This window comes from Marivibrio halodurans (genome assembly GCF_017963645.1).
In the GTDB taxonomy this organism is placed as follows: Bacteria; Pseudomonadota; Alphaproteobacteria; order UBA8366; family Aestuariispiraceae; genus Marivibrio; species Marivibrio halodurans.
Genome location: NZ_JAGMWN010000005.1, coordinates 276,859 through 303,404 on the forward strand (window position 1 = coordinate 276,859; position 26,546 = coordinate 303,404).

21 protein-coding genes are annotated in these 26,546 nt (G+C 63.9%); 9 read left to right on the plus strand and 12 right to left on the minus strand.

All coding sequences use genetic code 11. The features are described from left to right. Positions 1 to 101 precede the first annotated feature (101 nt). The 3 genes from pgmG to galU all read right to left on the minus strand — a co-directional run bounded on the left by pgmG (position 102) and on the right by galU (position 3,870). Entirely contained in the window at positions 102 to 1,502 is a 1,401-nt protein-coding gene (gene pgmG, locus KAJ83_RS12495) for a phosphoglucomutase/phosphomannomutase PgmG (RefSeq protein ID WP_210682403.1), read from the minus strand. Between the two features lie 107 nt (positions 1,503 to 1,609). Beyond that, entirely contained in the window at positions 1,610 to 2,923 is a 1,314-nt protein-coding gene (locus tag KAJ83_RS12500; RefSeq protein ID WP_210682404.1) for a UDP-glucose dehydrogenase family protein, read from the minus strand. A 53-nt stretch (positions 2,924 to 2,976) separates the two neighbouring features. Beyond that, complete coding sequence (gene galU, locus KAJ83_RS12505; RefSeq protein ID WP_210682405.1) at positions 2,977 to 3,870, minus strand: UTP--glucose-1-phosphate uridylyltransferase GalU; 894 nt, start codon at positions 3,868 to 3,870, stop codon at positions 2,977 to 2,979. A 385-nt stretch (positions 3,871 to 4,255) separates the two neighbouring features. Here galU and KAJ83_RS12510 point away from each other — a divergent pair, with 385 nt between their 5' ends. Both KAJ83_RS12510 and KAJ83_RS12515 read left to right on the plus strand, forming a co-directional pair. Then, positions 4,256 to 4,408, plus strand: a complete 153-nt coding sequence (locus KAJ83_RS12510; RefSeq protein WP_210682406.1) for a hypothetical protein — start codon at positions 4,256 to 4,258, stop codon at positions 4,406 to 4,408. Between the two features lie 175 nt (positions 4,409 to 4,583). Further along, on the plus strand, positions 4,584 to 5,843 hold the full coding sequence (locus KAJ83_RS12515; protein WP_210682407.1) for an SLC13 family permease: 1,260 nt from the start codon (positions 4,584 to 4,586) through the stop codon (positions 5,841 to 5,843). Between the two features lie 18 nt (positions 5,844 to 5,861). On the opposite strand, the gene mepK is transcribed toward KAJ83_RS12515, so the two are convergent. From mepK to KAJ83_RS12530, 3 genes are all read right to left on the minus strand, one after another. Beyond that, complete coding sequence (mepK, locus tag KAJ83_RS12520) at positions 5,862 to 6,452, minus strand: peptidoglycan L,D-endopeptidase MepK (RefSeq protein ID WP_210682408.1); 591 nt, start codon at positions 6,450 to 6,452, stop codon at positions 5,862 to 5,864. A gap of 287 nt (positions 6,453 to 6,739) precedes the next feature. Continuing rightward, the gene (locus KAJ83_RS19540) at positions 6,740 to 8,434 is read right to left on the minus strand and encodes a L,D-transpeptidase family protein (protein ID WP_210682409.1); all 1,695 of its coding nucleotides are present in this window, start codon (positions 8,432 to 8,434) and stop codon (positions 6,740 to 6,742) included. 63 nt (positions 8,435 to 8,497) lie between these two features. Further along, a complete protein-coding gene (locus tag KAJ83_RS12530) occupies positions 8,498 to 9,142 on the minus strand; it encodes a hypothetical protein (RefSeq protein ID WP_210682410.1) in 645 nt (214 codons plus the stop codon). Between the two features lie 197 nt (positions 9,143 to 9,339). Between KAJ83_RS12530 and KAJ83_RS12535 the strand changes: the two genes are divergently transcribed. Further along, positions 9,340 to 9,918 (plus strand): peptidylprolyl isomerase, encoded by a 579-nt coding sequence (locus tag KAJ83_RS12535; RefSeq protein ID WP_210682411.1) that lies wholly within the window; start codon positions 9,340 to 9,342, stop codon positions 9,916 to 9,918. 238 nt (positions 9,919 to 10,156) lie between these two features. Continuing rightward, positions 10,157 to 10,465 carry a hypothetical protein gene (locus KAJ83_RS12540; RefSeq protein WP_210682412.1) on the plus strand — a complete coding sequence of 103 codons (309 nt, stop codon included), beginning with the start codon at positions 10,157 to 10,159 and terminating at the stop codon, positions 10,463 to 10,465. Here KAJ83_RS12540 and KAJ83_RS12545 read toward each other — a convergent pair. Then, positions 10,392 to 11,666, minus strand: a complete 1,275-nt coding sequence (locus KAJ83_RS12545; RefSeq protein ID WP_210682413.1) for an nSTAND1 domain-containing NTPase — start codon at positions 11,664 to 11,666, stop codon at positions 10,392 to 10,394. The two genes, KAJ83_RS12540 and KAJ83_RS12545, sit on opposite strands and share 74 nt — an antisense overlap. 132 nt (positions 11,667 to 11,798) lie before the next feature. On the opposite strand from KAJ83_RS12545, the gene KAJ83_RS12550 reads away from it, so the two are divergent. From KAJ83_RS12550 to KAJ83_RS12565, 4 genes are all read left to right on the plus strand, one after another. Then, positions 11,799 to 12,788, plus strand: coding sequence for an IS1 family transposase (locus KAJ83_RS12550; RefSeq protein ID WP_246484480.1), 990 nt, complete (start codon positions 11,799 to 11,801; stop codon positions 12,786 to 12,788). 175 nt (positions 12,789 to 12,963) lie between these two features. After that, the gene (locus KAJ83_RS12555) at positions 12,964 to 13,155 is read left to right on the plus strand and encodes a hypothetical protein (RefSeq protein ID WP_210682414.1); all 192 of its coding nucleotides are present in this window, start codon (positions 12,964 to 12,966) and stop codon (positions 13,153 to 13,155) included. A gap of 145 nt (positions 13,156 to 13,300) precedes the next feature. Beyond that, positions 13,301 to 14,041: a class I SAM-dependent methyltransferase gene (locus KAJ83_RS12560; protein WP_210682415.1), complete on the plus strand. Its 741-nt coding sequence runs from the start codon at positions 13,301 to 13,303 to the stop codon at positions 14,039 to 14,041. A 130-nt stretch (positions 14,042 to 14,171) separates the two neighbouring features. Continuing rightward, positions 14,172 to 14,975: a pyridoxine 5'-phosphate synthase gene (locus KAJ83_RS12565; protein WP_210682416.1), complete on the plus strand. Its 804-nt coding sequence runs from the start codon at positions 14,172 to 14,174 to the stop codon at positions 14,973 to 14,975. A 20-nt stretch (positions 14,976 to 14,995) separates the two neighbouring features. Here the strand turns inward: KAJ83_RS12565 and KAJ83_RS12570 are convergent, their stop codons facing one another. The 3 genes from KAJ83_RS12570 to cysD all read right to left on the minus strand — a co-directional run bounded on the left by KAJ83_RS12570 (position 14,996) and on the right by cysD (position 20,498). After that, a complete protein-coding gene (locus tag KAJ83_RS12570) occupies positions 14,996 to 17,524 on the minus strand; it encodes an O-antigen ligase family protein (RefSeq protein ID WP_210682417.1) in 2,529 nt (842 codons plus the stop codon). A gap of 146 nt (positions 17,525 to 17,670) precedes the next feature. Continuing rightward, the gene (gene cysN, locus KAJ83_RS12575; protein ID WP_210682418.1) at positions 17,671 to 19,593 is read right to left on the minus strand and encodes a sulfate adenylyltransferase subunit CysN; all 1,923 of its coding nucleotides are present in this window, start codon (positions 19,591 to 19,593) and stop codon (positions 17,671 to 17,673) included. Next, positions 19,593 to 20,498 (minus strand): sulfate adenylyltransferase subunit CysD, encoded by a 906-nt coding sequence (gene cysD, locus KAJ83_RS12580; RefSeq protein ID WP_210682419.1) that lies wholly within the window; start codon positions 20,496 to 20,498, stop codon positions 19,593 to 19,595. Before cysD ends, cysN begins: the two co-directional genes overlap by 1 nt. 1,107 nt (positions 20,499 to 21,605) lie before the next feature. On the opposite strand from cysD, the gene KAJ83_RS12585 reads away from it, so the two are divergent. Continuing rightward, entirely contained in the window at positions 21,606 to 23,429 is a 1,824-nt protein-coding gene (locus KAJ83_RS12585) for an ABC transporter ATP-binding protein (RefSeq protein ID WP_210682420.1), read from the plus strand. Positions 23,430 to 23,481: 52 nt separating this feature from the next. On the opposite strand, the gene KAJ83_RS12590 is transcribed toward KAJ83_RS12585, so the two are convergent. After that, positions 23,482 to 25,038 (minus strand): PAS domain-containing sensor histidine kinase, encoded by a 1,557-nt coding sequence (locus tag KAJ83_RS12590; protein WP_210682421.1) that lies wholly within the window; start codon positions 25,036 to 25,038, stop codon positions 23,482 to 23,484. Positions 25,039 to 25,282: 244 nt separating this feature from the next. Further along, a complete protein-coding gene (locus tag KAJ83_RS12595) occupies positions 25,283 to 26,500 on the minus strand; it encodes a D-alanine--D-alanine ligase (protein ID WP_210682422.1) in 1,218 nt (405 codons plus the stop codon). Positions 26,501 to 26,546 lie beyond the last annotated feature (46 nt).

Consider the following 26,546-nt stretch of genomic DNA (forward strand, 5'->3'; position numbering starts at 1 on the left):
TTCCCCGATCGGGCCGGCTCTGGCCACCCCCGGCACCACCCGATGCTACATTCGTGCTCGTCTCTACCCCATGCGTCGGCACGGCGCCACGCGCCGCCCCTTCACGCGGCGAGCATGCCGATCGAATTTCCCGTCACGCCCGACGCCGCGAGTTGCTCCGCGACCGCGCGCTTGAGTTGGACAAGTCCCGCCTCGTCCAGCGCCTCGCAGCGCGCGACCAGCGCGTTCTGGGTGTTGGAGGCACGCAGCAACCACCAGCCGTCCTCGGTCCGTACGCGCACGCCGTCGATATCGTTGACCTCCGCCCCGGCGGCGGCGAGGCGTTCCTTCACCTCCCGCACGATGTCGAACTTGCGTTCCTCGGGCACGTCGATGCGCACCTCGGGCGTATTCACCACCTGGGGCAGCGCCTTGCGCATGTCGGAGAGTTTCTGGCGCGACTCCGCGACGAGATTGATCAGCCGCACCGCCGCATAGAGCGCGTCGTCGTAGCCGAGATAATGATCGGCGAGGAAGATATGCCCGCTCATCTCGCCGGCGAGCGGGGCCTGATGCATCGCCATCATGGACTTGATGATGGAATGGCCCGTCGGACACATCACCGGCTTTCCGCCCAACCGTTCGATCTCGTCGAACAACACCTGGCTTGCCTTCACATCGGCCAGCACCGGCGCGCCCGGGCGGGTCTTCAGAACCTCTCGCGCCAGAATGGCGAGAAGCTGGTCCCCCCAGAGAATCTCCCCCTCATCGTCGATAACGCCGATCCGATCGCCGTCCCCATCGAAGGCAACGCCGAGATCGAGCTTCTCCTCCAGCACCAGCGTGCGAAGCTGTTCCAGATTCGCCGGCACGGTCGGATCGGGATGATGGTTCGGGAAACTGCCGTCGACCGTCTCGTTCAACAAGAGATGCTCGCCCTTCAGGCGGCGCGCGATGCCGAGGGCCGCCGGCCCGGCAGCCCCGTTGCCCGCGTCCCAGCCGACGCGCAGCGCGCGCTTGGAGGTATAGTCGAGCGCGACACGCGCCATATAGGCGGACATCGCATCCACCTCCACCACACCGCCCTCGGCGCGCGCCCATACGCCGCGCCCCGCCAAATCGCGCAGACGCTTGATATCGTCGCCATAGAACGGCTTGCCGCCGACGACCATCTTGAACCCGTTATATTCCGGCGGGTTGTGCGAGCCGGTCACCATCACGCCGAGTTCCGCCCGCAGCATCCGCGCGGTGAAATAAAGGCAGGGCGTCGGCACCAGCCCGATCCGCAGAACATAGAGGCCGCAGGAGGCGATCCCCCGGCACAGTTCCTCCTCCAGCACGGTGGAACTCATCCGGCCGTCATAGCCGACGACGGCGACCCGGCCGCTTCCCGCGGCGGCGATCGTGCCGAGCGTACGGCCGAGGGCGAGCGCGTCGGAGGGGGTCAGCGATCGCCCGACCACCCCGCGAATGTCGTATTCGCGCAGAATCGTCGGATCGAATCTATGACCGCGCACCGCCATCTTTCCCAGCTTCCCCCTCTTGAGCGGCCCCGGCTAACGGGCCCGACCACCGCCCCCCGCCGGCATTCGGCGATGTCCCCGGACGATCACATCATAAGCGGGGTGTTTCACACCGCCGATTTCCGGCCGATGCTTACATATCGGAACCCAGCCGCCTCCATGATAGACGGATCGTACAGGTTCCGCATATCGACGACTATGGGAGATTTAAGCGCGGCGCGAACCCGCACGAGATCGAGCGTCGCGAAGACCTTCCATTCGGTGACGATCGCCAGGACATCCGCGCCCTTGACCGCGTCATAGGGATCTTCCGCCCAGTCGACGTCCGGCAACAGGGAGGCCGCGTTCTCCATCCCCTGCGGATCATAGGCCGCGACCGTCGCCCCCCGGTTCTGAAGGTCAGGAATGATCGTCAGCGCGGGACTCTCTCGCATGTCATCGGTCTCGGCCTTGAAGGTAACGCCGAGGACCGCCACCCGCTTGCCGTCGAGGGACCCGTCGACCGCCCCTTCGATGCGGTCGGCCATGGCGCGCTTACGCGCGTCGTTCGCCTCGACCACCGCCTCCACGATCCGGCTCGGACGGCCATATTCGCGCGCGGTCGAAACGAATTCCTGCGTGTCCTTCGGAAAGCAACTGCCGCCATAGCCCGGCCCGGGCTTCAGGAACCGGGGCCCGATTCGCGTATCGAGACCGATGCCGTTGGCAACCTGGGAGACGTCCGCGCCCGCGCGCTCGCAAATATCCGCGATCTCGTTGATGAAGCTGATCTTGGTCGCGAGGAAGGCATTGGCCGCGTACTTGATCAACTCCGCCGATTCCGGGTCCGTGACCAACATCGGATACCCTTGGTCCGTCAAAGGCTTATAAAGCTGGCGCATGACTTGGCCGCCCCTGTCCGAACGAACCCCGACGACGATACGGTCGGGGCGGGAAAAATCCGTGACCGCCGCGCCCTCGCGCAGGAATTCCGGATTGGAGACCACCTCGAATTCGGACGGGTCGCGGGTTCGGGCCATGATCTCCGCCACCGCGACCGACGTGCCGACCGGCACGGTCGATTTATTGACCACCACGGTGAAGCCGGTCATCGCCGCCGCGATGCTTTCGGCGGCGGCATGCACATATTTCATGTCCGCGTGACCGTCCTCGGGCCGGGGCGGGGTGCCGACCGCGATGAAGACGGCGTCGCACCCCGGCACGCCCTCCGACACCTCGGTCGTGAAATGAAGCCGGCCCGCCTCGGCATTGCGCCGGACCAGCTCCTCCAAGCCCGGTTCGTAGATCGGGATATCTCCCGCTTCCAGCGCGCTGATCTTCTTCGGATCGATATCGATGCAGGTGACGTCCCACCCCATGTCGGCGAAGCAGGTTCCCGTCACCAGGCCGACATAGCCGGCGCCGATGGTCGCGATCTTCATGCTGTTCTTCGTCCCCTATCTCCGCCGGTCCCCACGACGGCGGCACCGGCTCTTCAGTCGAGGTTCGCGGCGAACCGCCGGAGCGTCGCCTCCGTCGCCGCGCGCCGATCCGGGTCCGCCAGGGAAAAAGCGATGTTCGCCGACAGCCAACCATCCTTCGTCCCGCAGTCGAACCGTTCACCCTCGAATCGCAAGCCATGGAACGGCTGGCGGCCGATCAGCTTCGCCATTGCATCGGTCAATTGAATCTCATTGCCGGCACCGCGCTCGTGCTGTCCCAGGGCCTCGAAAACTTCGGGCATCAGGATGTAGCGGCCGATGATGGAGAGCGTCGAGGGCGCCTCCGCCGGCGTCGGTTTCTCGACCAACCCCTCGACCGTCGGGGTACGGTCGGATTCGTTCGGGGTCGACAGAATGCCGTAGCGGTCGGTCTGTTCGCGCGGAACGTCCATGACGCCGACCAAATTGCCGCCAAGCGCCGCATGCGCCTCTACCATCTGCTTAAGGCAGGGCGTTTCGGCCAGCACGAGATCGTCCGGGGAGATCACGGCGAAGGGACCATCCCCGGCCAGTTCGCGCGCGCACCAGACCGCATGCCCCAATCCCAATGCCTCGCGTTGACGGACATAGTGGATCGCGCCGGGAGGGGGCAGAAAATCGGTAATCTCCGCGACCGCCGCGTCCTTGCCGCGCGCCTTGAGGGTCGCGGTCAGCTCATAGGCCAGATCGAAATGATCCTCGATCGCCTGTTTACCGCGTCCGGTGACGAGGACGAAACGTTCGATCCCGGCGGCGAGCGCCTCCTCCACCGCATATTGAATCAAAGGCTTGTCCACGACGGTCAGCATTTCCTTGGCCATCGCCTTGGTCGCGGGAAGGAACCGCGTGCCGAACCCCGCGACGGGAAGTACCGCCGTGCGAACCTGATGCGTCGATGTCGTTGCCATGGAACCCGAATAGCAGTGCGCGGAAATCTGAACGCGGATATCGACCCAACGGTTCGCCCGCGCCGACTCTTCCGCCCTTGGTAAAGTATCGTGGTTCTGCCACAGCCCCGCGCGGGCGGCAAGACATAGGCCGGGAACTGCGTGAACCTCCTCCCGGTCGACATGAAAAATTCACACCCGCCCCCGGGCCTCGGGGAAACGCGCGCTTGCCTCGTCCCTGTATCAATCATATAATTTCGGTAGCCGAATTAAATAGACTTATGAGTCACCGTCAAGGAATGGCCCCGCCGATCACGATACCGCCGAATGCCCAAAAAGCTGCACGACACGGGGCAGCGAAAGAAGCGGCGGCCCGCGACGGGATGCCCAAAAGGGGAGAGCCGACATGCGCGATACACGAGCGATCACCATCTGTCTCCTGAGTGGTGCTCTGCTGCTGTTGGCCGGGCTCGCCTTCGGCGCCAATCAATTCGTGTTGGACAAGCAGCCGATGGAGGCCGAAACCCCGCCCAAGACCGAGACGATGAAGAAAATCTGACCGCTCTGTCTCGGCGGTTGCCTGGCCCCCTCTTGGCGGGAAGAGGATGCGACGAAGGCATCATGTTCGATCGGGGCCCGAATGGTTCCCCGCGCCCCGCCGCGTCATGCACGCGCCCACCGGCCCCAACGATCCGTTCCTTCCCTGAAATCGCATGTGACGAACGGTTTTGGCGATGCATTCCCTCGACGTCTCCGCCGCCGTGTCGATCGCGGTCTTCGCGGCTGTCTATACCGGCATGGCGCTTGGGCGTTGGCCCGGGGTTAGAATGGATCGAGCCGGCATCGCGCTGGTGGGTGCGGTGCTGCTCCTGACGTTGGCGGAGAATCGTGGCGAACTTCTCGCCACGATCAATGGAGAGGCGCTGGCACTTCTATTCGGGCTGATGTTGCTGTCGGCCCAGTTCGAAGCCTCCGGCCTCTATCGCGTCGCGGCCGGACGGTTGGCCGCCGCCCGCCGTGGCGATCTCGCCCTGGTGGCGGGCGTGGCGGGGGTCACGGGCACGCTCTCCGCGCTGCTCGCCAATGATGTCATCGTCTTCGCCATGACACCGATCCTGTGCATCGGTTTGCGGGCCGGTGGCCGCGATCCGGTTCCCTTCCTGCTCGCTCATGCCGGGGCCGCGAACGCGGGCTCGGCGGCGACGCTGATCGGTAATCCGCAGAACATCCTGATCGGTGAAGCGGGGGATCTCGACTTCTGGCGCTATCTCATCGAAGCCATGCCGGTGGCCGTCATCGCGACGGGATGCACGGTTCTTCTCGTCCATCTGTTGTGGCGCGGACGCTATCATCTGCCGCCCGCCCCGCACCGGAACGAAATGAAAGCCACTCCGGCGGAGGAGGAGCCGGGGAATGGACGAATAGATCGCGGCCCCCTCACGAAGGCGGTCGTGCTGACCGTGCTGCTCCTTGGCCTATTCGCAAGCCCGATACCCCGCTGGCTCGCCGGGCTCGCCATCGCCGCGCTGGTTCTCGTCAGCCGGCGGAACACCACCCGCGCCCTGATCGGGCGGGTGGACTGGGGGGTGCTGTTGCTACTCGGCGCGCTCTTCATCGTGACGCAGGCGGTGGCGCCGCTTTTTCGCGATCTTGTCGCCCCATTCGCAGCCAAGGACCGGATCGACCTCGCGACCCTCGCGGGTGCCAGTCTCCTCGGCGGGAATACGATAGGCAATGTGCCCTTCGTCGTGCTGTTCCTGAGTTGGTTTCCGGCGCTCGGCCCGGAGACACTGACGCGATTGGCTGTCTTCTCGACACTCGCCGGGAACTTTCTGCTGATCGGCAGCCTGGCCAACATCATCGTGGCCGAGCGCGCGGCACACCAAGGCGTGCGCCTCCGGTTCCGGGATTTCGCGGCGGTCGGGATTCCGTCCACCCTGCTGGCGATGGGGATCGCCTATCTATATTTCACCGCCACCGGAACCGCCGGGTAAACCCGCCGGAGCGCGAGGCTACCACCGCCGCACCGGGCCGACGTCGATATGAAGGAAACCCGGGTTGTTGTATCGCCCGACGCCACCGCGCCGCGCGACGAGCGCCGCCTTGTGAAGCCGGTCGAGCGGCACATCCGGCAGGAAGCAATCGACCGCCATCGCGCGCATATGAAAGCTCTTCTTCGCGACCCCGCCGCTCTTCGCGGCCAGCATCGCATTGGTCTTGGGGGAACGATAGCCGGAATAGACCTGAAACGGTTCGGCGCTGTCCACCGCGCGACGGAGATCGGCAAGCAAGGTCAACAATTTAGGATCGATCGCCGCCACCTCGCCCGTGCGGTGATCGCGCAGCACATGCGCGATCTCGTCGAGTGCCGCGGGGTCGTAGACCCCCTTCTCCTGGAAGGTAAGCATACAGCTCTCGCCCGTATGGAGATTGGTGAAGGCCAGACGTCTGGCCACCGGCACGCTCGCGGCCATGGCCGGGCCGGTGGGCAGGAGCGCCGCCGCCGCGAAACCGCCCAATCCCACAAGGGTGGCGCGTCGGGTCGTGAAGGCATCGGGCAAAACGCGCACGGCGGTCGCGATCGGATCGTGGGGGCTGGCCATGCCGAAGGGTCCGGGCGTTGTTATTCGCTAGAATGTGATCACACATAGGCGGCCAAATCGTGGGCGCCGTCAACTGCAATCGCGCCATGCCGCTAAATGACCAGGATGCGCGATATCCGGGGGCACCTCCCGGCGGATGAGGGTTCCACATGGTGTCCCCACACCGCATGTCGGTGATCGGGTTCCATGGAGACGGCTTTCCCGAGGTCTCGGTTGGGAGCACGCGGCGCGGCGATGCGGGGCGCCGTGAGCGGCACCGCGAAGACGGCGCACGAAACTCATCGCGCTCAATTCCGAAACGCCCCGCGCAGCAGGGAATCGCGGCCATAGACATCGTCGCGGAAATGAACCTGCCCGTCCTCCCCCGCCCAGGCGGTGGCGTAGATCAGGTGAACCGGCACGCGCTGGGGAAGCTTGACGACCCGCGTCTCGCCCGTATCCAGCATCGTCCGAATCTCCGCCGCATCGGGCCCGCCGGTCAATCGCATCAGCCAATTCACCAGGTCGAACGGCCGCGACAGGCGGATACAGCCGGAGGAGAAGGTACGCACACGCTTGGCGTAGAGGTCACGCGCCGGACTGTCATGCAGGTATATGTCGAAGCGGTTCGGAAACATCACCTTCACCCGGCCGAGCGCGTTCCGCTCCCCCGGCCCCTGGCGCAGCTTGTAGGAGAAGGTCTTCTGCGTGACGCGCGCCCAATCCACCGTGGCCGGGTCGACGGGCCGCGCATCCGCGCCCCACCCACTTAGCACTTGAAAGCCCCCGTCGGTCAGATAGGCCGAATCGGCCTGGATCTTGGCCAGTAGATCCTCGCGCGCGATCTTCGGCGGCACTGTCCATGTCGGGTTCAACTCGATATAGGAAATCGCGTCGGAGAAGACCGGAGACATCCGATAGGGGCGGCCGACGACCGCCGCCATGCGGTCGACGACGGACCCTTCCTCGACCATCGTCACCTCGAAACCCGCGATATTCGCGAGGACGTAGTTCGGGCCGAGTTCGCGCGGCAACCAACGCCAGCGTTCCATGTTGAGCAGGATCTGATCGACCCGCGCCGACACCGGGAGGTTGAGGGCGGCCAAGGTCTGCTTGCCCGCGACCGCGTCGGTGTCGAGGCCGTGGCGCCGCTGGAAACTACGCAGCGCGATCGCCAGCGCCGGCGTGAACAGATCGGCCTCCGCCTCCGGCACGGAGATATCGCCGAAACGGGCAAGCCGCGCGCGCACCGCCGCCACGCGCGCATCGCGCATACCGGGCTTCAAGCTGCCCCCCTCGGGGATCGGTGGGGGCTCGGCCTTCTCCGCCAAAGCACGGTATAGGGAAAGCGCCCGCCGCAACCCCCGATATTCCGGATGGCCCGGATGCAGTGCCAACAATGCCGCCCGGGGGTCGGCCGTGGCATCGGCGAAGGCGCGCGCGACGAAGCCCGCCGCCTCGAAGGTACGCGCTTCCGCGAAAACATTGGGATCGCGGTCATGAGGGGCGGCACGCCCAACCGCCGCGTCGCGGGCATAGGCAAGGAGCGCCGTCGTGCTCTCCACCTCCAGGGCGGCGAGACGTTCAACATCCGACGCCGCGTCCTCGACGAAGGGGATGACCCGGTCGGCGGATATGGAATGCGGGTAGTCCGTGGGATTCAACCCCTCCCGGCCTGCGTCCTTCAGCACGGAAAGTGCCGCCGCCAACCGTCCGGCGCCGGCCGCCAGCCCCTCGGCGAACCAGATGGAACGCCATCCCCGGGCCTCATAAGCCTCCAGCAGCTCCCCCTGGATCCGGGTCCGACCGGCCGCGTCACGAGACGTCGGAGCGGCAAATCCCTGCTCGCCCACCTGCCGGAGCAAGGCCGCGGAGAGCGCATCCCCATCCAACGCCGCAGAGTTGGAAGACCATGCCGGAATGAGCGATATCGCCAGCAGAACGGCCGGAAACAAACCATGGGCGAGTTGCTTGACGAGAGAGCCCCATGGAATCGGAGTCATGATCGAATTCATCGAATGAATATAGGGCACGGGCCGAAAAGCGGCCAGTATACCGAAACGCCGCTATCCGGAAGGGCTGATGGGCGTGTAGTTGACGGGTGGCTCGTAGCACCGCTTCAACCGCGCCATGGAATCGCGCAGCGGAATAAGGTTGAATTGATAGCCGTGGCTGTTGCCCTCGGTATCGATAATCGTGAAATCCGCCGTGGTGCCGCCGAACCCGAAATCGGCGATCAGGGTATTATAGATGTTGTTGTACCAATCGACATACTCCGGCGAGACGCTGCCCGCCTCCTTGTCGAACATCTCCGGCGTGGGGCCGAAACGCGCCTCGTACATCTGATTGTAGCGCGGAAAAAAGGCGCCGGATTTCAGATTCTCCATAACGTAGAACCAATGTTCCTGAACCGGGCCGCCATCGATCGAATAGGTGACGCGGAAGGGCTGCGTCGACGCGCCGATCTCATGCCCGTGGGTAATCCACAGTTCCGGATTCGCATCGCCCGCGTCGCACAGGAAATAGAGAAAGGCCTTGCCGTCCATCGATTGCAACCGGAAGCCCGTCAGATCTGTTCCGTCCTTCGGGTCCTTGCCGTCGACCGGCACCGGATTGGCCGCAGCCGACCAGGCCCATACCGCCGACACGAAGCCGAGCACGGCCAGCGCCACCGACAGTTTTCCCACGCGCCAAATCGTCATGCGTCCCATGCGGCAGGTCCCCACCCGTTTCCACGCGCCCGGGACGGCGCGCCCTTCCCTCTTCCTATCGTGTTCGCATCGCGAAGGGTAGGGTTTACCGTCGGCCGCGCGCCGTCTAAACCCTATCGTGAACCCATTGCCGGCCGCCCCCTTTCCAGAGGGGCAATGCCCGCGACAGACGCCGATTGATCAGGAGACCGACCGACATGGCCTTTTCCCCGCGCCCCCCCTTCCGCCGTCTCGCTCTCGCGCTCGGACTTGGGCTGACGCTTTCCGCCGCCGGGGGCGGCGCGGCCCAGGCCCAGGATCTGGACCCGGAGAACACGCTGATCATGACGCTGGAAAGCGGCGAGGTGACCATCGCCATGCGGCCCGACCTCGCGCCGAACCATGTGGAGCGGATCAAGACGCTGGCGCGCGAGAATTTCTATGACGGTGTGGTCTTTCATCGGGTGATCGACGGCTTCATGGCCCAGACCGGTGACCCGACCGGCACCGGCACGGGCGGCTCCAGCTATCCCGACCTGAAGGCCGAATTCAGCGATGCCCCGCATGTGCGCGGCACGGTTTCCATGGCGCGCACACCCGATCCGGACTCGGCCAACAGCCAATTCTTCATCGTTTTCGACCGCGCGCCGCACCTGAACGGTCAATATACCGTCTGGGGCGAAGTCGTCGACGGCATGGATCTGATCGACGGCCTGAAGCGTGGCGCGCCGGGAAGCGGCATGGTCAGCAACCCCGATCATATCGTGACCCTGCGGGTGATGGCGGACGTTCAGTAATCCGGGTAGTGTCTCAGTTTGAAGTCTGCCGGGATTGACTCCCTGTCGCGAACCCGCTCGCCTTCCTATATGCTTAGCGTGAAGCATAGGAGGGTCCAATGGGACGCGAGAAAGAGGAAATGGAGTTGCGGGAGCAAGCCCAGCGCGACGCGGCTGAGCGCGATGATCGGCGGTGCGGGTACTGCGGAAGCGTCGTGCCGTACGGCACAGATTTGGGCGAGCACGGTGAATGCCCCGCATGTGTTGGCGCATTGGAAAACGATTGATGCCTAAAGGCCCCAAAGGACAAAAGCGCCCCGCCGACGTGATCGGCAACGCCGTGCGCGTCATGCAGATCGCCACAGGCGAGGCTGAGGAAGAATACGACGACGACGGCAAGAACAAGGCCGCGCAAGAACTCGGGCGCAAGGGCGGCGCATCGCGGGCGAAGAAGCTGACGGCGGAACGACGCTCCGAAATCGCGAAAAATGCTGCTACTCGTCGTTGGAAGTCGGATCGGAAAGAGGAAGTAGCGGGGCCTCCGGATACGACAGAGCGTTCCGAGTAGATTCATCAACCATTTCGTCGCGAATTCCCTTAATGATGATGTATGGCTGCATCATCGGGTCTCGGAATCGATAACGGAACTGCCGGTCCTGGCCGCGGCGAATAAGGACGCGCCCCCGATCTTCGGAGACAAACTCCGTTAGGTGCCGCTGAAAATTGGCATGGGTCACCGGCCGCTTTCTAATCATCTTTAACGGCGGTATCACGCTAGTCGGTGAGAAAAAGCCGGCGTCGTCTGATTGGGCCAAAGCACAAGCCAAAAGAACCTCTTGGAATTTCGCATCCGTTTGGTTGCTGGCCGTGGCTGTGACGTAGTCATCTTGAAAAGATTGCTCGGTCTCTGAAATAAATCGGTCCATAGCCGCATCAACGTCCCCGTCTTTTACAGTAAGCCTCCGCTCGCGAGCGGCATTCTGGAACGAATATTTTCCGAGCATATGAACGTAGAAAGGTAACCCTCTGGCTAGGGTAACTATTTTCCACCTAGCATCGCCGTCAAGCTTAAGTGGCGTTAGCTTAAGACGAAGATTAAGTATCTCGTTGAGTTCTTCATTTGACATTCGGTCCAGTTTAACTTGAACCAAAGGCCTTCTTATGGACTCGTGACCTTTAACCAAATCAGAAACATTCTCTGCAACACCAACTAAAATTATGGTTGCTGTAACATTGTAATCGGACAAAGATTTTATAAGATTCGCGGTGAGCTCTTTAGCGTCTTCATCGTAAAGCTTGTCAAATTCATCAATAATTATAATGGGTATAGAATTTGGATTGCACTTTTGTAATTCCCTTCTGATTGTATCAGGGGAGACGCGGTCAAACTCCACTTCAATAGGAACAAGTTCGGCCCGGCCCGTCATTTTGGCAAATGCCAACAATTCTTCGAGAGCTTTTGTCCACAAGGAAGTAAAATCATCGGAAGGATCCGTTTGCACGCGTCCTATCACGAATGATTGCAAAGTCTTTCCGTACCGTCGCCAAAAAATGTTGGCCAACGAGCTTTTCCCAACGCCACGCTCGCCGAACAAGATTGCATGCTTCGACCTGTCAAATACCGTTTCAAGCAGCAACCGAACCTGGCTCGTACGACCAGCAAAGAGGCGTTCCTCATCGACAGGGCCGGTGCTAAAAAGCTGCGCAATATCGAACTCTAGCGCCAACCAATCCTCGGGAGTCTTAGGCCGTTCAATTTTGTCAATCATCAGCGCGCCTTTATCGTGTCCGGGGAGTTAAGTAGGGCGCCAAAAGTTTAAAGTAAGGTTCTCAAAGGTGCAAGTAGCTTATAAGTGAGCAATGTACTTGACGCCAAGCATATAAGTTCACATATTAGGGGTATGAACAAACTGCCCCTTCAGAAGCGCGTCCAAATCCTGAGCATGCTGTGCGAGGGATCGTCCATGCGCTCGATCTCGCGGGTTACGGACGTGTCCATCAACACCGTGAGCAAGCTGCTGGTGGACGCGGGGAACGCGTGCAGCGCCTTCCATGACGACAAGGTGCGGGGCGTCGAGGCCCGCCGCGTCCAGTGCGACGAAATCTGGTCCTTCACGTATGCGAAGCAGAAGAACGTGAAGACGGCGAAGGCCGCGCCGGAGAATGCGGGCGATACGTGGACGTGGACGGCGCTGGATAGCGACAGCAAGCTGATCGTTTCTTGGCTGGTCGGTGGTCGTGACAGCGAATACGCGATGGCGTTCATGGACGATCTACGCAGCCGTCTGGCCAATCGGGTGCAGCTCACGACGGACGGGCACCGCGCCTATTTGGAGGCCGTGGAAGGCGCGTTCGGCGGCGACGTGGACTATGCGCAGCTTGTGAAGCTGTACGGTGAGCCTGCGGAGAAGTCGCCGGAGCGGAAGTACAGCCCGTCAGTCTGCAAGGGCGCCCGCAAGCAGCGCGTCGAAGGTAACCCCGACCCGAACCACGTCAGCACGTCGCATGTGGAGCGCCAGAACCTCACCATGCGTATGCAAATGCGTCGGTTCACGCGGCTTACCAACGCGTTCTCGAAGAAGTTCGAGAACCACATGCACATGATCGCGCTCTACACCGTCTGGTACAACTTCGTGCGTATCCACAAGTCGCTGCGGGTTACGCCCGCGATGGCGGCTGGCGTCACGTATCGGGTGTGGAGCATGGAGGATATCGTGGGGCTGATCGACGCGGCTGCCCCGAAACCAGGGCCGCGCGGGCCGTACAAGAAACGCGCTTCAGTGGATATGCTGACGCCAGAAGAACAAGAGGCCCTGAGAGCGGACGGCCGCCGCACTAGCGCCTACGCTCGGGAAGCCTTCAAAGATTTGCGGCCAAAGAATTCAAACTGAGACAGTACCGTAATCCGCCATCGCTTGCCGATATGCGGCGCCGGCGCTATAATCGCGCCTGTTCGGGAGAAGCCCGAGCAGGCGCGCGGCCGCCCGTTTCGCCGCCCGGCCCTCGACGAGGCCGGTCCATAGCGGGATCGCAGAAGCCGATCCACGATTGTGGAGAGTTGCCGCCATGTCCGTTTCGGCCGCCGGTGCAGTCGCGCTTTCCAATGCCGTCACGCAGCAGAATTTCGCGATCGCCGCCGTCAAGCAACAACAGCGGATGGATGAAGGTGTCCTGCAACTCGTGACCCAAGCCGTGCGGGATGGCGGCCAAGCGCTCAACAGTAGCGGGCGTGGGCAAGTGGTGAATATCCTGACCTGACGCCGATCGCGCGCCGCGCATCCGGCCCCTCCTCAGCCGCTACCGCGCGGTACCGGTTTCCGGACGCCTCCTCGGGCGGCGGTCAATATATCCTGGCGGGGGCGCGGCGGTCACGGCCCGACCGAACTATGAAGGGCGAAACGGCATGCTCGATGAACCGCCCAATGAGGCGGAGGTCCGTCGGATTTGGGAGAAGAAGCCGGCCCTGCGTGCCATCTATTCGGATTTCCACGATCGCATGACCGAGGCCCTGCCCGATGACGGCGATTGGCTGGCGATCGGCGCGGGTGCCCTTTGCGCCCTGGAAGGGCTCGGCGCGCGGTTCCATCTCGACATCCTGGACACAGCCTGGATCGACGAGCATGGCGCGCATGCCGACCGCCTTCCTCATGAGGATGGCAGCCTGTCCGGTATCGCGATGCTGGACGTGCTGCAACATCCGGTCGAGCCCGGCGCCTTCCTGACGGAGGCCGCGCGGGTGCTGCGACCGGGCGGACGCCTCGTCGCGATTGAACCGGGCATCACCCCGCTGTCCTGGCCGGTGCATCGCTATCTGCGCGGCGCCCCGGTGGAGATGAGCGCCGATCCGCTGCACCCCACCGCCGGCCATCATGGCCCTTATGACGGGAACCTCGCGGTACCGACCTTGCTGTTCCGCCGGGAGGAGCATCGTATCGCGTTCATGGACGCGGTCCCGGATTTCGCGATCCGCCGTCGGGATTGGCTCGGCCTTATGGCCTATCCGCTATCCGGCGGTTTCAAGGAATGGGGCCTCATGCCGGAAGGGCTGGTCGCGCCGCTTTCGCGGCTGGAAGACAGGCTGATGCCCTGGCTGGGCCTGTGGATGGCTTTCCGTCTTCTCATCGTCCTGGAGAAGCGGGGCTAGCCGCGACGCACCGATCGCCTCGCCCCTTCCGCCGGTCCGGCGACATCCCCCTTAAATGGCCCTACCCGATTGCTTTATTGCACCTTACTTATAAGGCCATTGCGAGGAATCATTCATCGGGTAGAGGGTTATGAGCGCCTACGGCACGACCAAGCTATCGGTCAATCTCAATAAGGTGGCGCTACTGCGCAACCAGCGCGACGTCGGCTATCCCGATCCGGTCGCGGCGGGGCGCACGGTGCTGAAGGCGGGCGCGCACGGCCTGACCGTCCATCCACGCCCGGACGAACGGCACATCCGGCGCGCGGACGTCCATGCCATCGCGGAGATGATGGCGGTCGAGGGATGGCGCCGCCGGGGCATCGAGCTGAATATCGAAGGCAATCCGTTCGACTCCTACATGGACCTCGTGGCCGCCGTGCGGCCGGATCAGGCGACCCTGGTGCCCGACGGCCCGACGGCCGCGACGTCCGACAATGGCTGGGACGTCCTGGCGGAGTCCGATCGGCTGGCGGACCGCATCGCCGCGCTGCACGAACTCGGCGCGCGTGTCTCCCTGTTCATGAACGCGGAGAAAGACGGCGCGCGGGCCGAGGCGGTGATGGCGAAGGCGGCCGGGATCGGCGCCGACCGGATCGAGCTTTATACCGGTCCCTATGCCCAGGCCTTCGCGACCGAGGCACGCCAAGCGGTGCTGGAGGACTATGTCCGCACCGCCGAGGCCGCGGTGAAAGCAGGCCTGCTGATCAATGCGGGCCATGACCTGACGACCGAGAATCTGGGGCCGCTGCATAATGCGCTGCCGCGCCTCGACGAGGTCTCGATCGGCCATGCCTTCACCGCCGATGCGCTGTGGATGGGGTTAGAGGGCGCGGTGCGCGCCTATCTCGACGCGTTGGGCGCGCGTCCGTCCCGCTCCCGGCACGTGGCTTAGTAAGGCGCGGCGCCGGCGACTTAGCGCTGTCCCGGACCGCCCGGCGGCGGCAGGCCGCGTTCCTCGGCTAGGTCGACGGCGGATTCGTGGCGTTCCGTCTCGCGGATCTCGCCATTCTCCAGGAAATCCAGGATACGCGCGTCGCCCCAGCGCGATATCTGATGCTGCGCATGGGTATCGTCGATCGCCACGCCGAAATCGCCGGGCAGGCCCAGCGTCTCCAACCGGCCCGCCACCGCCGATTGATAGAGCGTGCCCCGCCGGTTCATGAAGCAGCAGCGGTCATATTGATTGAAGACCTGCAGGTAGCTGCGCCCCTCCCCCTCGCTGGCGAGGAGCGGAATCTCCAGATAGTTCGTCGCCTTGATCAGCGGGGCATAGAGATGCGGCGGCGTCCATTCCGGCGGCGCCCACCAGGTCCGCAGATAAAGCGGCAGGAAGGAGGCGACGGAGACACTGCGCCGGAAGCGCGTATCGGCCGCGGCCGCGACGGCGGTGACCCACCCGCCGGCGGAGAAGCCGACGAGATCGACCGCCTTCACCCCATGTCCCTCGCGCAGGCGGTTCGCCATGACGATGGCCGGCTCGATATAGACGCGCATCGGATGCTCCAGATAATAGAGCAGATAGTCGAGCGTCAGATTGACCGGCCCCCATTCCGGGGAATTGTAGATCTGGAACTGGTTTTCCCCATAGCCCGGGAAATTGAGCAGGCCGACGGTATGGCCGTCCTCCAACAAGGCCTGGATGAAACGTTTCGATTGCGAGAAATCGCCGGCATAGCCGTTCTGATAGATCACCGCCTCGCCCGTCGGCTCCGGCGGGGTCAGGATATAGCCGATGCTGACGTAATTGGCCTCGTTCGGCATGGTCAGGCGTTCCGCCGTCACGCCTTCCATTCCGGCTGTCACGCCATAGGGGTCCAGGCGCCCCGCCTCGACCTGTGACGGTTGACGCCCGGTCGGCACGCCCGACGGCCCCCAGACGGCGTCGCGCAGCGCGCCGCGCAGTTGCACGATATCCGACGGTTCATGCGCATCGATCAGCTTGGCCGGATCGATGGTCAGAAGGTCGGAGGAGATTTCCTCGTAGAGATAGGGACTGTCGGCCTTGAGGCGCTTATAGACCATGTAGCCATAGTCCGTCTTGCGCGCATACCAGACGAGCCCCAGAGCCAGGGCGAGGAAGGCGGCGAGGCCGATCAGACCCGCGCGGCGCCAATTCATCGGCGGCAGGTGATCGACCTCACGGTGCCCGGTGAGCGGCCCGATCATCCGCGCGCCGGGCAGCACCAGGATCGACAGGAGCGCGACCTGCCACCACGCCGACCAGATCGAGAAATTCGCGAGCGAGCTGACCCAGAAGGCCGCCAGCGTGGCGAGCGACACCAACGCGCCGGCCCGCCCCGCGATCGTGTTTCGAACGAAGACCGCCGCCAGGGCGGCCAAGCTTCCCAACAACAGCAGGAGGCCGGGAATCCCGGTTTCCGAGAGAACCTCCAGGAGCCAGTTATGTGGGTGGGAGGGCACATATTCCTGGCCGATGTCCAGGACCTCGTCATGCGCGCCCTCGACCATATTGATCGTGTTGATGCCATAGCCGAGCAGCGGGCGCTCCAGCGCCTTGTCGAGTACGAAACCCCAGATCGCCTGGCGATGGAAATCGACCACCGGCAGAGGCGGCGCGGCCTCGTCCGCTTCGGTGACGGGTGGGCTCGGCAATCGCATCAGAACGACCAGCGCGAGCGCGGCGAGCACGGCACCGGCCCCGCCGACGGCCCAAAGGCGCGTACCCGACGGCAGTCGCCGCCCCCCCCAATAGGCCCCAAGCGCGAGCAGCGCGGCCAGCAAGCCGCCATAGGCCGCGCGCCCCGGCTGGCGCCCGTCGCCCAGCACGACGAAACCGCCCGCCAACGTCGCCGTCAGAGCCAGTGCGAGCCAAATCCCCCCGGCGCGATAGCCGATCCACAGCATCACGGGTATCGCGATGGCGACCACCGAGGTGAAGCTCTTGAAGAAATAGACCGGGTCGGAAACGGAGCTGTCGAAAGGTGCGAAAATTCTAACCAGCCCATAGGCCTCGTAGATTGAGGTCACCGCGATCAGCATGACGGCCGTGAAGGCGACGAGGAACGTTCGTTCCGCCAGTTCCCGCAGATCCGCGCGCTCCGCAAGGACGATCACGAAGGCAACGGCGGCCGCGATAAACACGCCGATGCGGATCACCACCTCGAACGAGGCCAGCGGATCCTGGGAGAACGCGCTGGAAAGCGCCCACCAGAGCGCGGTGCCGCCGGCCATTCCTCCCGGCCATCCGATGAAGAGATCGCGGAACCGCCAGCGCAGGACATGGTCCCGGAAGCGGGGAAGGATCAGGATCACGGCGATCCCGAAGACCAGGGCGAACACCGCCCGTCCGAACAATACGGACGGTACGGAAAGACCGAGCAGAACCGCCGAAAGACGCGCCGGATCGATGTCGCGCGCGCCGTCGAGAACGGCCTGGCCGAGTGGCGCCGTGCGCCGCAACAGGGTGATGGGACGTTGCATCACCCTATACCGCCGCGCCCCGCCCGGGACCGGCCCATCGCCGTGGCGGAATCGCGGCCCCGCCCCGGGCCCCCGGAGCCATCACGTTGCCGTACCACCACCGCCATCGCCGCCTACCGCCCTTCATGCACGCGGGCATGCGCCCGTCAGTCGATCAACCCGCGTTCCCGCAACTTCGCTACCACCAACTCGGCCGCATCCTCGGCGGAGAGAGTGCCGGTGTCGAGCCGAATTTCCGGGGATTCCGGCGGCTCATAGGGGGAATCGATGCCCGTGAAGTTCTTGATCGCGCCCGAGCGGGCCTTCCGATAGAGCCCTTTCGGATCCCGTTGTTCGCAGATTTCGAGCGGCGTGTCGACGTGGATTTCGATGAACTCGCCCTCCTCGACCAATGCGCGCGCCATGGCCCTCTCGCTCCGGAAGGGCGAGATGAAGGACACCAGCACGATAAGCCCCGCATCGACGAAGAGCTTCGCCGTCTCGCCCACGCGCCGGATATTCTCTACCCGCTCGGCATCCGTGAACCCGAGGTCGCGGTTGAGCCCGTGCCGCACATTGTCGCCGTCGAGCAGATAGGTGTGCCGGCCGAGGCTCATCAGCTTCTTCTCGACCAGATTGGCGACGGTCGACTTGCCCGCGCCGGAAAGACCGGTGAACCACAGGACGCCCGGGCTCTGTCCCTTCGCCGCCGCGCGGGAGGTCTTATCGACGTCGAGCGCCTGCCAATGCAGGTTGGTCGCCCGTCGCAGCCCGAAGGCGATCATGCCGGCCCCGATCGTCCGATTGGAATATCGGTCGATGATGATGAAGGCGCCGGTCTCGCGATTGTCCTGATACGGGTCGTAACCGATGGCGCGGTCGAGCGCGATATTGCAGTAGCCGACCTGATTGAGCCCCAGCGTCTTGGCCGAGCTGTGCTCCATCGTATTGACGTTGATCTGATGCTTCAGGCTGGTGACCGCGCCGTTGACGCTCTGCCCGCCGAACTTGAAGAGATATTGCCGTTCGGGAAGCATCGCCGCCTCGTCCATCCACAGGATGTGGCAGGCGAACTGATCGCTGACCTGGGCCGGTTGGTCGGACGCGGCGATCAGGTCACCGCGCGAGATATCGATCTCGTCCTCCAGCGTGAGCGTGACCGCCTGCCCCGCGACCGCTTCCGCCGGGTCGCCGCCGAAGGCGACGACGCGCGCCACCCGGCTGGACTTGCCCGACGGCAGCACGGTGACCGCGTCGCCGGGCTTGACCGTCCCGCCGACGATGGTGCCGCAATAGCCGCGGAAGTCCCGGTCCGGGCGGTTCACATACTGCACCGGCATACGGAAGGGCAGCGCCGACCAGTCGCGCGCGACCTGCAGCGTCTCCAGCACCTCGACCAGGGTCGGCCCCTCGTACCAGGGCGTTTCCTCCGCGCCCCGGCGCAGCACGTTCGCCCCTTCCAACGCGGAGATGGGGATGGCGGTCACGCTCTCGAAATCGAGGCCCTCGGCGAAGGTCCGATAGGTGGCGACGATCGATTCGAACGTCTCGCGCTCGTAGCCCACCAGATCCATCTTGTTGACCGCCAGGATGACATGCCGGATGCCGGTCAGGCTGGCGATGAAGCTGTGCCGCTTGGTCTGGGTCAGCACGCCCTTGCGCGCGTCGATCAGGATGACCGCGGCCTCGGCCGTCGAGGCGCCGGTCGCCATGTTGCGGGTATATTGCTCGTGCCCCGGCGTGTCGGCGACGATGAACTTGCGCTTGTCGGTCGCGAAGAAGCGATAGGCGACATCGATGGTGATGCCCTGTTCGCGCTCCGCCTGCAGGCCGTCGACCAGCAGCGCGAGGTCGAGGCCGTCGCGCACCGTGCCCGCGTTCCGGCTGTCCTTCTCCAGCGCCGCCATCTGATCGTCGAAGATCAGTTTCGAATCGAACAGCAGCCGGCCGATCAGGGTCGATTTGCCGTCATCGACGCTGCCGCATGTGATGAAGCGCAGCAGGTCCTTCTTCTCCTGCTCCTCCAGGAAACGGGCGACCTCCTCCGGCGATTGGGCCTCGGCGATCGCTTGCAGGGCGGGATCGTCCATCAGAAATACCCCTCCTGCTTCTTCTTCTCCATGGAGCCTGCGGAATCGTGGTCGATGATCCGGCCCTGGCGCTCGGAGGTTCGGCTGACCAGGGTTTCCTGGATGATCGCGGGCAGGCTGTCGGCCTCGCTCTCGATCGCCGCCGTCAGCGGATAGCAGCCGAGCGTGCGGAACCGCACCTTGCGCATGGCCGGCGTTTCCCCCGCCTCCAGCGGCATCCGATCGTCATCCACCATGATGAGTTGCCCCTCGCGTTCGACCACCGGACGTTCCTTGGCGAAATAGAGCGTCGGAATCTCGATCCCTTCGGCGTGGATATATTGCCAGATGTCGAGCTCGGTCCAATTGCTCAAGGGAAAGGCGCGGATGCTCTCCCCCTTGGCGATCCGGGTGTTGTAGATATTCCAGAGTTCCGGGCGCTGGTTCTTCGGGTCCCAGCGATGGGTCGCGGTGCGGAAGGAGAAGACGCGCTCCTTCGCGCGGCTCTTCTCCTCGTCGCGGCGGGCGCCGCCGATCGCCGCGTCGAAGCCGTACTTGTCGAGCGCCTGCTTCAACGCCTGGGTCTTCATGACGTCCGTATGCAACGCGGAGCCGTGCGTGAAGGGTCCGATTCCCTGCTCGACCCCCTCCCGGTTCACATGGACGATCAGGTCCATGCCCACCTCGCCCGCGCGGCGGTCCCGGAATTCGATCATTTCCCTGAACTTCCAGGTCGTATCGACATGCAGCAAGGGAAAGGGCGGCGGCGCCGGATGAAACGCCTTCTGCGCCAGATGCAGCATCACCGAGCTGTCCTTGCCGATCGAATACATCATGACCGGCCGCTCGAACGAGGCGGCGACCTCGCGCAAGATATGGATGGACTCCGCCTCCAAACGGCGAAGATGGGTCAGCCTGCGGTCCATCTTAGAGCCGCTCCCCTCTATTCCGTGACCGGCCGAAGGCCGGTCGATCAGGCCATGGATGGCCGGTCGCGCGGACCCCGACCCGGTCTCGCGCCGGCTGGCGGACACGCAGAACCCGGACTATCGACGCCCACTCTCAACGATCGGGTCCTACCCGATCCTTTCTCGTGTTGTCCCCGGCCGCGCGCGCATCCGCGCATGACGTATCGGGGATATCATCGGCACTGGCGCCGACAGATCCCCTCGTGAGGACATCCCCCGCGGGGGAATGGGCGTTTCCCGGAATGCGTTCGACCGTTCCAACTCCGGATTCCATGTCCCGATGATGCGAAACCCCGGTCGGAGGGAATGAGCCCGCGTCGTTTTCCACGCGGACCACCGCTCCATCGCGGCGCGGTCGTCGCGACCCGCCTTGATCGAGCGATTCTCCCGACCGACTGAAATGTCATGCATCGACGCTGGGCCTCCAGGAAATCGGCGATCGATTTTCTTGCTCGGTTGGTTGGACCGTTAACTACACTGTCTTTGTGGTAATTGCAAGGCGACCACGACGCGATTGCTTGCGCGCCTCCCTCGCAGACGGCATGTTGCATGGGGTAAGCAATACGCGCCGACGGTCGCCGAAACCATGCATTATGACAGCGATCTTGGCGGATACGCGCCTCTGGACGGCCATTTCCCAATGGTGCTCCCTCTTCGCAGCATGGCGGACAGGATGATCGAAAGAGAAACCAATCGGCGGTGAAGGATCGTTGACGGTGAACAGCGCGGGGACGGCGAACAGCGCGGAGACGGTAAACAGTGCGGGAGGGGATGTGACGGCATCGCTCACCCTGCCCAGACGGCGCCCCCGCGTGAGTGGACAGAGGCCGTCTTTCGGGTGGATCGAGGATATTTTCGTGTATCGAGACGTAACAGCACCCATCGGCTGCCGCGCCCTGTCCCCCTTTGCCCCGTCCGTGGGGCGGGTCGGATCTCCCGCCCCGTCGGCCGCCGCATGAGTCCTCCCTCGAGCGACATGCCGGACGGCGAATTCGGGCCGCCTCCCTCCCCGTTCTCGACCATCCTTTCGCCGCGCCCTTCAGCGACGCGGCGGGTATATCCGACATGATGTTTCCCCGTTCGATACGCGACGCGATCTCGGAGGTAGGCGTCATCCTAAGCAGGCGCGATCAGGCCCGCCTCGCCAGCATCGTGCTGGCGACGACGGCGCTCGCCGGGATCGAGGTCGCCTCGCTCGCCACGATCGCCTCCTTCATGCTGCTGGTGACCGACCCCGGTCAGGCCGGCGACAATTGGATATTGTCGACCATCCAAAGCCAGTTCGACCCGACATCCGATATCATCTATGCGGGGCTGGTGGGGGGCGTCCTCATCCTTTCCGTCGTGCTCCGCAACATCATCGCCGCCGGGGTCACCTGGTACCGGTTGAGCGTCGTCGAGGGCTTGCGCGAAACGGTCGCGAGCCGCCTGCTGGCGAGCTATCTCTCCCAGCCCTTCAGTTTCTTCTACCGGATCAATTCGGCGACCATCGCCAAGAACGTGACGCACGAGATCGATGATTTCGTCTCGACCTACATGAACGGCATCGTTCTGCTGGCCAGCGACGTGATCGTCTCCGGCGCGATCATCCTTTTCATGATCGTTCAATCGCCGGGCGCGGCACTGATCATCCTGGTCAGTACCGGCGCGCTGGCTGGCACGGTGATCGTGATCCTCAAGAACCGCTTGGGGCAGATGGGACACACGCACCGAAAGCTAAACGAGACACGCCTGAAGCTCGTCAACGAATCGATCGGAAGCATCAAGGAAATCCGCCTGCTGCGGCGGGAGCGTTATTTCTACGATCTGTTCTCGCGCACCTTCCGGCGACTGACCGATCTGCACGTGCGCTATCAACTCATGCTGGAGTCGCCGCGCTACATCCTCGAAGTAGCCATCATCATCGGTCTTTTCAGCGTCTTCGCGACGCTGGTCTGGACCAGCGGATCGATCGCCCAAGCCGCCCCGAGCGCCGCGGTGATCGTGCTCGCCTGCTATCGCCTGACCCCGATAGCGCACCGGATCGTGAATACCTTCGGCTCGCTTCGCTTCAACACGGCCATCCGAACCGCGATCGCCGAGGTTCTGGTCCAGCGGGGGCGGGAGTTGGAGGTTCTGGAACGCCCGCCGGTCACCCCCCTGCCATTTCGGGACCGGATCACGATGACGGCCGTGGGCTTCGATTACGACAACCGGGAGGGCGCGCTCAAGGAGATCGACCTGACCATCCGGGCCGGCGAATCCGTCGGTATCGTCGGCCGCTCCGGCGCCGGCAAGACGACTCTTGTCGACGTCATGCTCGGCCTGCTGGAGCCGACGAGCGGCTCGGTCTGGATTGATGACCGGAAGCTGGATGCGACCGCGCATGAAAGCTGGTCGGCGAGCGTCGCCTATGTGCCACAGTTCGTTTTCCTGACCGACGCGAGCCTCGCGCACAATATCGCTTTCGGCCTCAATGACGACGAGATCGACCGCGACCTGGTCGAGGATGTCGCCCATCTCGCCCAACTCGACGATCTGATCGCGCAATTGCCCGATGGGCTCGACACCGTGATCGGCGAGGGTGGCAACCGGCTTTCCGGCGGTCAGCGCCAGCGGATCGGAATCGCGCGCGCTTTCTACCAGGATTGCGCGCTCCTCGTTCTAGACGAGGCCACGAGCGCGCTGGACACCGTGACCGAAAGCGCCATCCAGGACGCGATCCATGCCCGGCGTGGACTGATCACGCAGGTGGTGATCGCGCATCGTCTGACCACGGTGAAGGAATGCGACCGGATTATCGTGATGGACGCGGGCCGCATCGTCGCGACCGGCGACTACGAAACCCTGGAACGCGACAGCCCGCATTTCCACGCCTTGATCAACGTTCATGCCGGGCCGGGGAAATAGCGCGGCCAGAATAAAGCCCGATGCCGTACGCATACGGCACGCACCGGGCTTCCTACATTTGCCGATCCGCGACCACGCCGCCTCTTCTTTCCTTCGGAAAGATCAGGCGAACCGTGGTGCCCTGTCCGACAGTGCTTTCTATCTCCAGGGCCCCGTCATGCAATTCGATCAACCGACGCGTGATGGCGAGCCCCAATCCCGAGCCTTCGTAACTGCGGGAGAGCGAGCTTTCCGTGTGACCGAAAGGTTGCGTGACGAGATCGAGCTTGTCCTCCGGTATTCCCATGCCGACATCACTCACCCGGACGACCGCCCCCTCCCCGTCCGCTCCGATATCGACAGCGACCTCGATCGAACTTCGGGACTCGCTGAATTTGACCGCGTTGGATAGGAGATTGAGCAGCATCTGCCGCAAGGCGCGCTCATCCGCGATCAAGGTCGGGATGTCCGGATTGGGCGTGAATTCGATACGGACCTGCCGTTCGCGCGCCAGGGGGTTGATCAGTTCGATCGCGCCGCGAATACAATCGTCCAGCGTGATCTCGACATCGTCCAGCTCCAGCTTGCCCGCCTCGATCTTCGATAGATCGAGGATCATGTTGATGATCGAGAGCAGATGGGAGGCGCTGGTATGGATATCCTCCAGATAGCGGGTATAGCGGGGCACCCCGATCGGCCCGAAAAGCTCATCGCGCATGATGTCGGTGAAGCCGAGGATGGCGTTCAACGGGGTGCGCAATTCATGGCTGACATTGGCGATGAAGTCGGACTTGGCACGGTTCGCGAACTCGGCCTGCAGCTTCGCTTCGTAAAGCGACTGCTGGACGCGCGCTTCCTCGGTCACATTGGAGCCGACACCGCGATAGCCCCGGAAAACGCCATTCTCATCGAAAATCGGTACGCCGCTGGCGCTGATGACCAGAGGGTCGTGGTTATCCGGACGCTTGAAGGGATAGCGGAAATCATAGAAGGCGCGCCGGTTCTTCAGATCGTCGAGATGGGCCTGCCAATGCGGGTCGCCCGTATCACCCAGCGCGCTCTCCGGCCGGCCGCGCCCCAGCAGCTTCTGCGGGTCGATGCCCGTTTCGGTCGCGAGCGTGTCGGAGAAATAGGAAAAGCACAGTGTCTCGTCCATTTCCCAGAACCAGTCGGAGGCGATTTCCGCGTAGTCCCGGAACCGCCGCTCGCTCTCCCGTAACGCGCGCTGCACCGACAACAAATCGGTAATGTCCTGTATCGTCCCCTCGTAATAGAGGGGAGTATCATCCGCATCGCGCACGAAACGCGCCGTCTCGCTAACCCATATCCTCCGGCCGTCGCGGGACTGCACCTCCGAGACCAAACGGTCTATCTCTCCCCAGGACTCCATCAAGCGTACGAAGGCATCCCGCCGATCCGGATCGGCATACCAGGCAAGCTTCCCTTCCGCTGCCGCCTCGACCAGGGAATCGACCCCCGGATAGCCATAGATGTCCGCCAACGCCTTGTTGGCGAGCAGCAACCGGCCGGACGGTGTCGTTCGATAGACGCCAATCGGAAGCGCACTGACGAGGTCGCTCTGCTCGCCAGCGCTTCCGACCGCTCCCCCTGATTCGGTCGAATCGGCCATGTGGACGGACGGTTCCCTTCGCGGAATCGGGAAAGGATCGAGCATTCCCGATCCCCCCGATCCGCACGCGCTTCTCTATTCCGGCCGCACTCTAGCCCGCGACACGTGCCTTTTACAATTGTCCCGCATGTCGACGCAGTTACCCGACCGGGAGCTTACGCACCATCCCTCACGCACGGGCCCTCACACGCGGGCGCGCGCTGCCGCTATACACCCGCGCAGACACCCGCACAGGCACCCACGATCAGGGGCGAGGGAACAGCCGCGCGTCGACGGGAACGGGATCGTCCGGCAATTGACCCGCGCGGGAGAGCGCGACCGCTTCCTCGATCAGATGGGTCAACAGTTCGGTGAACAGCATCGGCGACTCGTCGAGCGCCTCCCACAGGAAATACCCGAAGGAACCGGGGCAGGGATTGACCTCGTTGAGCCAGACCTGCCCGCTCTCCCCATCGCACAGGAAATCGATACGCGGTGCCCCGGTCCCACCGACGATGCGGTAGGCCTCCGCCGCCCATTCCCTGATATTGTCGGCCATCCCGGCCGGCATGTCGGGGTTGAGATCGCGGGTCAGCGACAACATGCCCTGGCTGGCCTGCCCCGGCGCCTTGGCCCCGCCCTTCTCGCCGCTCTTGCCGCCGCCGGACATGTATTTCTGCTTGAAGTCGAGGAGATCGTCGCTGCGCTTCGGCCGCTCGATCGCGCTGGTGCGAACCGCGCCGTCGATCCGGGCGACGGCTATATTATATTCCACCAAATTGGGGACATAGGGCTCGATCACCGCGCGGCTGTCGAGACGGAAAAGGTCCGGCAGCACCTCCAGGAGCGTCTCTAGGTCGTCGACCTTGGCCACCCCGATGCTGGAGCCGAGATGCGCCGGCTTCGCGATGGCCGGAAAGCCGATGCGCTGCACCGCCACCTCGACCGCCGCGCGGTCGGGGATCAGCCCCTGGGCCGGCCGGTCAACGGCCGCGTCGTCCAACAAGGGGATATCCCCGCCGCGCAGGGCACGCTTCGTCAGGCCCTTGTCCATCAATAGCGCGGAGGCGAGGGTACGCATGCCCGTATAGGGAATGCCCGCCGTCTCGAACAGGCCCTGGATCTGGCCATCCTCCCCGATATTCCCGTGGAAGGCGGGCAGTGCCACGTCGAAGCCCACCGGCTTCGGCTTGGAAAAGAGGCCGCCGCCGGAAAGCGGGATCAACCGTCCCTCCCCCCGCGCGGTCAGGTCCAGGGTAACGGGCGTCAGCCCCTCCGCCGCCTGACGGCCGGGAATGTAGGCCGCGCGCCGGCGCAGCGCATCGCCGACGAACCAGTCGCCACGCGTGGAGATATAGACCGGAAAGGCCTCGTATCGCGCGCTATCGACCGCCGCCAATGCCTGCAGGCCAGAGACGACACTGACGTCATGTTCCGGCGAGCGGCCACCGAACAGCACCGCGATCCGCATCTTCCCCGCCATGGCCGAAATCCACCCTTTACGCTTGTCCGAAGGCTCGTTCGAGCTT